Origin of the sequence: Flavobacterium cryophilum (assembly GCF_048286555.1) — a bacterium.
In the GTDB taxonomy this organism is placed as follows: Bacteria; Bacteroidota; Bacteroidia; order Flavobacteriales; family Flavobacteriaceae; genus Flavobacterium.
On the sequence record NZ_JBLVPZ010000001.1, the window covers coordinates 1,156,394 to 1,162,889 of the forward strand.

7 protein-coding genes are annotated in these 6,496 nt (G+C 34.8%); 3 read left to right on the plus strand and 4 right to left on the minus strand.

The features are described 5' to 3' along the window. Window positions 1–56: 56 nt before the first annotated feature. A complete protein-coding gene (locus tag ACNQGJ_RS05290) occupies window positions 57–1,109 on the minus strand; it encodes a glycosyltransferase family 9 protein (RefSeq protein ID WP_417969386.1) in 1,053 nt (350 codons plus the stop codon). A 382-nt stretch (window positions 1,110–1,491) separates the two neighbouring features. Between ACNQGJ_RS05290 and ACNQGJ_RS05295 the strand changes: the two genes are divergently transcribed. Next, on the plus strand, window positions 1,492–1,719 hold the full coding sequence (locus tag ACNQGJ_RS05295; RefSeq protein ID WP_417969384.1) for a CDGSH iron-sulfur domain-containing protein: 228 nt from the start codon (window positions 1,492–1,494) through the stop codon (window positions 1,717–1,719). A 196-nt stretch (window positions 1,720–1,915) separates the two neighbouring features. Here ACNQGJ_RS05295 and ACNQGJ_RS05300 read toward each other — a convergent pair whose 3' ends face one another. After that, window positions 1,916–2,776, minus strand: coding sequence for an NAD(P)-dependent oxidoreductase (locus ACNQGJ_RS05300; RefSeq protein ID WP_417969382.1), 861 nt, complete (start codon window positions 2,774–2,776; stop codon window positions 1,916–1,918). Between the two features lie 65 nt (window positions 2,777–2,841). Between ACNQGJ_RS05300 and ACNQGJ_RS05305 the strand changes: the two genes are divergently transcribed. Further along, window positions 2,842–3,069 carry a hypothetical protein gene (locus ACNQGJ_RS05305; protein ID WP_417980317.1) on the plus strand — a complete coding sequence of 76 codons (228 nt, stop codon included), beginning with the start codon at window positions 2,842–2,844 and terminating at the stop codon, window positions 3,067–3,069. A 24-nt stretch (window positions 3,070–3,093) separates the two neighbouring features. Further along, entirely contained in the window at window positions 3,094–3,354 is a 261-nt protein-coding gene (locus tag ACNQGJ_RS05310) for a hypothetical protein (protein ID WP_417969378.1), read from the plus strand. A 92-nt stretch (window positions 3,355–3,446) separates the two neighbouring features. On the opposite strand, the gene ACNQGJ_RS05315 is transcribed toward ACNQGJ_RS05310, so the two are convergent. Together ACNQGJ_RS05315 and ACNQGJ_RS05320 are read right to left on the minus strand one after the other, a co-directional pair. Continuing rightward, the gene (locus ACNQGJ_RS05315; protein WP_417969376.1) at window positions 3,447–4,643 is read right to left on the minus strand and encodes a lactonase family protein; all 1,197 of its coding nucleotides are present in this window, start codon (window positions 4,641–4,643) and stop codon (window positions 3,447–3,449) included. A gap of 902 nt (window positions 4,644–5,545) precedes the next feature. After that, window positions 5,546–6,331 (minus strand): hypothetical protein, encoded by a 786-nt coding sequence (locus tag ACNQGJ_RS05320; protein ID WP_417969374.1) that lies wholly within the window; start codon window positions 6,329–6,331, stop codon window positions 5,546–5,548. Between the last annotated feature and the right edge of the window lie 165 nt (window positions 6,332–6,496).

Genomic DNA, 6,496 nt, shown 5'->3' on the forward strand with positions numbered 1-6,496 from the left:
ATTTATATTTTAGTTTTCAATTTACTAAAATAGTATTTGCTGTTGTATATTTAAAATTAATTTTTATCAAGAATGTTACTTATTATTTTAATCCAATGCTCTTTGTCTGCGATAGCCGTATTTATCGCGGTACTATGGTTGCTGTAAGGTTTGTATGTGTTTATATTCGCACGCGAAAACAGTCCCACTGTTGGTGTTAATGTGGAACTGGCCAAATGCATGATGCCACTATCAGCACCAATGAAAATTTCAGTATTGGCAATTACAGAGCCGATCTCTCTGATATCTTTACTATAAAAAGTTGGTGCTTTAAAGCCTATTTGTGAAATATTCTCTACTGGTAAAACTTCTATAATATTGTAGTCTTCGAATGTTGTTTTTAATTGCTCATAAAATTCTTCCCACCAAGCTTCAGAATAGCATTTGTCATCCGTAGCAAAAGTGAAAATAGAAATAGTTTTTTTGTCATTAGGAACTATCTTGTCTAGTATTTTTTTGCCTTCGGCCAGTTCAGCAGCACTTAATTTTAGGTCAAGTGGCGGAACTGGGTTTTCCTTTTCTTGAAATCCTAATTTCGTTAAAAAACTCCTGAATTCATATACCGGATACTTTGCAATGTGCTCGTAATCGGGGTGTTTTAATTGAATTGTATCGTTGTTTTCGCCAAAAAACTTATATTTTGCATTTGCAAACTGAGCAGATAATCGTCCGGATGAAGAATTTTTATCAACATTCACTACGATGTCATAGTGTTGCCTTTTGATTTTTATCCAAACTTGAAAATAAGCGATTAGGTTTTTAAAGGGCTTTTTGGGAAGTTCAATGATGTAATTGATGTTTTCGTAGTTTTGAAAAACAATTGGGGCCAACCCTCCTTTTACAAACAAATCAATTTTGCATTCAGGAAAGGTGGCTGTAACTTCTTGAACCAGAGGTGTAATTAGCAATAAATTTCCTAATCTATGATTGGGTCTGGAAATTAAAACCCTTTTGATTTCTATTTTCTGAGTTAAATCTATAACTTGATTTTTCTGGGAACTGCCGATATTTTTGGTTAAGCTATGTGTTAAAATCCTTCGGTATACATTTACTTTTTTTAATATACTCATGCTTTTAAAATATTATATAGTATTGAATTTAAGATTGAAAAGGTTTGCTTTATTCTTTCTGACGCAAAATAAAATAATTAACACATCGATAAACTATGTGCGTAACAGGCAAATATACACTTTAGAATGTAATATTATATAGAGCTACTTAAGATATACTTTAATATTACGGCTAATCTTGAATTTTATCGTGAGACAATAATTACCATGGGATTGAATGGAATAAAAGAAAAAAAAATGCTAGATAACATGAGGTGAATGAAGTGAAACTGCAAAGTAGAATTAATGTAAATTACGAGTTGAATTCATAAAAAAGCGTTGCATTACAAAAAAATCATGAAATATTTTATAATCTTTGAACTCTAAAAAAGTAAAAAGAATTATGAATAAGACGAAATTAACAATCAATCGCAATGGTTCTATAAAAATAGAAGGCGATTTCGAAATAACAGATTGCGAAGGAAAAACATACGGGTTAGAAGGAAGAACAGCTTTGGGTCTTTGCCGTTGCGGATTATCAGTGAACAAACCTTTTTGTGATGGTTCACATCGCAATGGTTTTGAGCATGAATCAGCTGCATTTGACTTGCCACCACTGAAAACAAAATAATATTATTTTCGGATTGGATTACATAAGAAAAGCTAAATCTTGATGGGTTTAGCTTTTCTTGTTTTTAGAAAGATTACGCGTGTCTTTATAGTAATTGGTGTGGCGCAAACAAGTAGTAGATTTGATTTATTGGAAATACTCCCAAATATGATTTGTTATTCTATTTGCAGATTATTTCTTTGATAACATTCAAATATTACTTGCTTTTTAAACTGCTGATAATCGCCATAACATCCTGATCGCCTAATCCCTCTTCTTCTGCGGCAGCATAACTGTCATACAAAGGATGAATCAGTGGGGAATCAAGACCGGCTTCTTTGGCCAGTCTTAAATCTTTAACCAGATGTTTTAACGCAAATGCTGCCGGATAAGAATCGTTCAAAATGGAAGGTGTTTTGATATTTGTAATTCCGTTACTGCAGGCGCCTTGATTGATAATGTTGAGCATATCTTCTTTGCTTACGCCATTTTTCTCGGCAAATAAAACCGTTTCGGCTAATCCTTGAAGATTCAGCCCTAATAAATAATTGATGGCTAATTTAGCTGAACTTGCCACACCAGGATCTCCTACGTGAATGGCAATTTTACCCAAAACATCAAATATTGGCTTAGCCACTTCATAGTCTGTAGTCGAAGCGCCCACCAGTATAATCAAAGAGCCGTCTTGTGCCGGTTTTACACTTCCAGAAACAGGAGCATCAATGAAATGCACTTGATTGTGGTTACAAATGGTATTCAAATAACGCGAGGTTTCCGGAGCAACCGTGCTCATATTGATGATGGTTTTTCCCTGATTAGTTTTAGACAGCAAACCTGTTGGTCCCTCAAGAACTTCTTTTACGGCCGCGTCATTGGACAACATGGTCAAAACTACGTCACAGGTTTCCATAAGATCTTGCAAACTGCTTGCTGATTTTGCTCCTGCAGCCATTAATGGCGCTTCTTTCTCTTTGGTGCGATTGAAAACGGATACTTCAAAACCTGCTTTGAGTAGGTTCATTACCATCGGATTTCCCATATTGCCAAGGCCTATCCATCCTAATTTTAATGTATTCATGATTTTTGTGTTATTTATTTTATTTGCTCATTGTGGACACAGTTTGCAAAACTGCGCTAACGATTGTGTTATATAAAAAAAGCTTTTCGGCGACCGCCACTTTAGATTTGGGATTGGATTATTACAAAGAAGGAAGCCGGTTTGCAATGACTACTGAATTTTACTGGACTCTCGCCGTTCAAAAATTCGAAATTTCAGGAAGTGACCGTATTCAAAGAGCCTCTGACGAATTTATTACCTTGCATGATTTTTCATATACATTGAGCAAAAGTAGTAAATCAATGCTAACTTAAATGTTAAAAACAGCACTTCTGTAATTGGGAGCAGAACTTAATGTTTGGTACGACAGGACATACAAGAAACGGCTCGAAATGCAATATCGTTTGGGTTTTTCCTCGGATTATTTTTCAAAAACCGATATCAATGTCTTAATGGATAGAATGTTTATCTCAAAAATCAGGATAATCAAAAATATATACCTGACACAGCGGGCGATTTTGAAAGGAGATTTATTGGATACCCCATTGAAACCCAATTACAAACAAACAATTTTATTGAGTTTTGCCAAAAGTTTTTAAAGGAAGAAAAATTTGAATTATATAAACCAGAAGAATGAAAATGAATTACATTCTTCCGGTTTAAGTTTATTTTATACAATTACAAAGGAAATTTACCAGGCAACTAATCCTGCCGCATGATCGGGCAAACCTGTGGTCGAATTAAGTACGTTCAAATCGCCCAAAACAGCTCTCGTATATCCGCCAATAGTATTGTCGCCCGTGTTTATCGAATACACATAATAGTTGTTGGATGCAATAATTATATCGCGGGGCGCGCTTGCAGGAGCAGCAGCTTGATGCGCCAAATACACACTTCCCCAAGGAGCCACGTAATAGGAGGAAATGGTATTACTCACAAAATTAGTAGTGAATGCAAACCTTCCATGTTTAGTAGTTACCATCCAGCAGGCTGCTGCCTGGTTATTGGGCACTGCACCATTTACTGCCGAAAGATTGGCTGTATTAACACCGCTGTAAGACGAAACTGAACTCAGGTTTGGAATATCTCCTGCTGCATTGGCGACAATCATATAATCGCCCCGGGCATAATCAAAGCCAAAAGGAGTTACTCCGGCCGATGCCAAAAATGAACCTGCTCCAGCAGATCCTGTAACACTTACCGGATAGGTGGCTATTACATTGGTTCCTCTTTCGGTAACATACAAATAATTACCATTAAGACTAAACGAAATTTGCCCTGGGTCAGCTGTTGACGCACTAAGTTGTCGGTTGCTGCCGCCAATTACTGTAATTGTACCTTCCGCACCAATGCTAAATCCCGAAATGTTTGCACTGGTTTGGTTAGCTACGTAAAGCCTATCTTGATATAAAGCTAGACTCACAGGCTTAATTCCCCCTGAACCAATAGTTTGCATAAGCGTTAAACTTCCGTTTTTTGCAATTGAAAATGATGATATGGTGTTATCGCCTGCATTGCATGCAAAAAGCCATTGGTGATTATTGCTAATTGCTAATGCTCCTTGTGAACCTAGATTGGTACCACTACCAATTCCTCCTGATGCAACTGTGGATACAAGGGTTAGTGAACCATTGCCATGTTGCTTATAGCAGAGAATTTCGTTTAGAGCAGTTGCGTTGCTTTCTGTGTAGATATAGCCTGATTGCGAGTTTCGTGCTTGTGCACCAGACATAAAATCTTCATCCGGGTTTGCTCCGTTTTCGGAGAAGTCGGGTGTGCCTTTTTGTGACGATTGTGGTGAACTCATACTGTCTTCGTCGTTTTGGCAGGAAGAAAATGTTAAAGCTACTAATGCAGCTAATGCGATTAATTGAATGTTTGTTCTCATAATTGAATTTTTTTAATTGTTAATACTGAATTTAATTTTAAATAGTAAAAACGATATAATTTCGTGTTTTACTTTTAAACAAACCGTTTTAATTATTTTAAAAACAGACAATTAAGTAATTACAGTAGTTTTAACAATATGACATCAAATTTTCCAATTACTTAAAAGGTTTTTTTTTAAAATTGTCGGATTCATCATCATTTTTCCGTCTTCCATCATCACACAATCCTTGTGTGATTTATCCATCATTTGAAGTTGTTGTCCGGGTGAAAGAACCAAGATAAAGGCAGACTGCTGCGCTTACTAAAATTAATTTTTTCATTTTTTTGTCTATACATTAAAAGAATATTTACCGTTATGTAAAAGTAAACATTACTGTCCGATAAAAAATAAAAAAGTACTATTTTTATTTTCTATATACTTGTTATTCAGTTAGTTAATTTTTAAAATCTCTCGTTTCTCAAAAGCATAAAAAAAAGAAAATTGTTCTATTTCTGCTTTGTGTATAATCCAACATCAAACGCAGTATCAATATGCTCGGGGTTCCCGATCTTATTGGCAAATTCAAAAAATGGAACCCACCCTACAAGGCAAAAGTCTTGTTTTTGCTAAAAACGGGGTATTTAAAGCTGAATACAACGTACAATTTTTATCCAATGAAATTTGCAACCTAAAAAAAGAGCCTTCTCAGAAGGCTTTATTTGAATTGTAGTATCGTGAAATTTGAAGGTTTTAATAGAAAAAGGAGGTTTTTTCACAGCCTGACGTACCGCTACTACAGCGGGTTTGGGACTAAATTAAGCCCTATTTTCGGATTTGCCAAATCTTCCAAATACAAACCAATTTTTCCATTAAATCAAATGCCCAAATTGCTTGTAGCGTGTGTTGGCAGCTGGCTATTTTTAAAAAGGCAAACCATTTGTTTTCGGATTTTCTTCTTCTAATGACTTTTCAAAATCTTCTATTTTTTTAAGATATATATCTTTTGAATATGTTAAGTATGAAAGTGTATTGTCAATATATTTTCTCAAACCACCTGAAGTGTTTATTCTTAAGGCAGAAACGGACTTATACAAAATTTCAAATTCTTCAATCGTAAATGGGTCTGCAAAAAAAGTACCTGGTAAAATTGTATAATGTTTTGCATATCCAATTTTGAAAGGACAATTATATTCTATAACAGTCTCACCTTCATAAAATTCATTTTTGAATTCCGCAGTTGGATGTGCTACAATCCCGTATAAATTTAATTCTTCCTGAAGTAAGTAGGCATCAATCAAAGGTTGACCAAAGAAAATTGAATTTTCAAAGTCCAACGTCATTTTTCCAAACGCAACGCCACCTTTATGTGGAATTCCATCCTTGAATAAATCTTCAGACAATGCAGAAATACTGGCGATAAAATTCTCCTGGCTACTTTCGGAATCATCTCGTGAATAAATCATTATACTGTCTGAGTACGTCATCATTATAATGTTAATATCAAAATTTTCAGATTCAGAATCAACTGAAAACACTGATTGATTAACTCTCATTGCATAAGAAACTTTTTTCATCATTTCATATACAGTTTCGTGATCATTCCTTGCGACTAAATCTTTAAAACCCATAATATCCATTATGCCAACAAATCGATTTGTGGTTATTTCCCATGGAATATATTCTTTATTTTTGGTCTTTTTTGCCATAGATTTATTATTGATTCAATTCTGCGGATTTCGTTTTAGCTTGCTGCCAACGTCAGTCTGTGAAAAAACTTCCGTTTATTTCTTTCAAATATAACACTTAATGTAAAATAAAAGGAAGAAAAGTTGTATATTTAATGATGCAACACATCACAGGAATACCGCGCA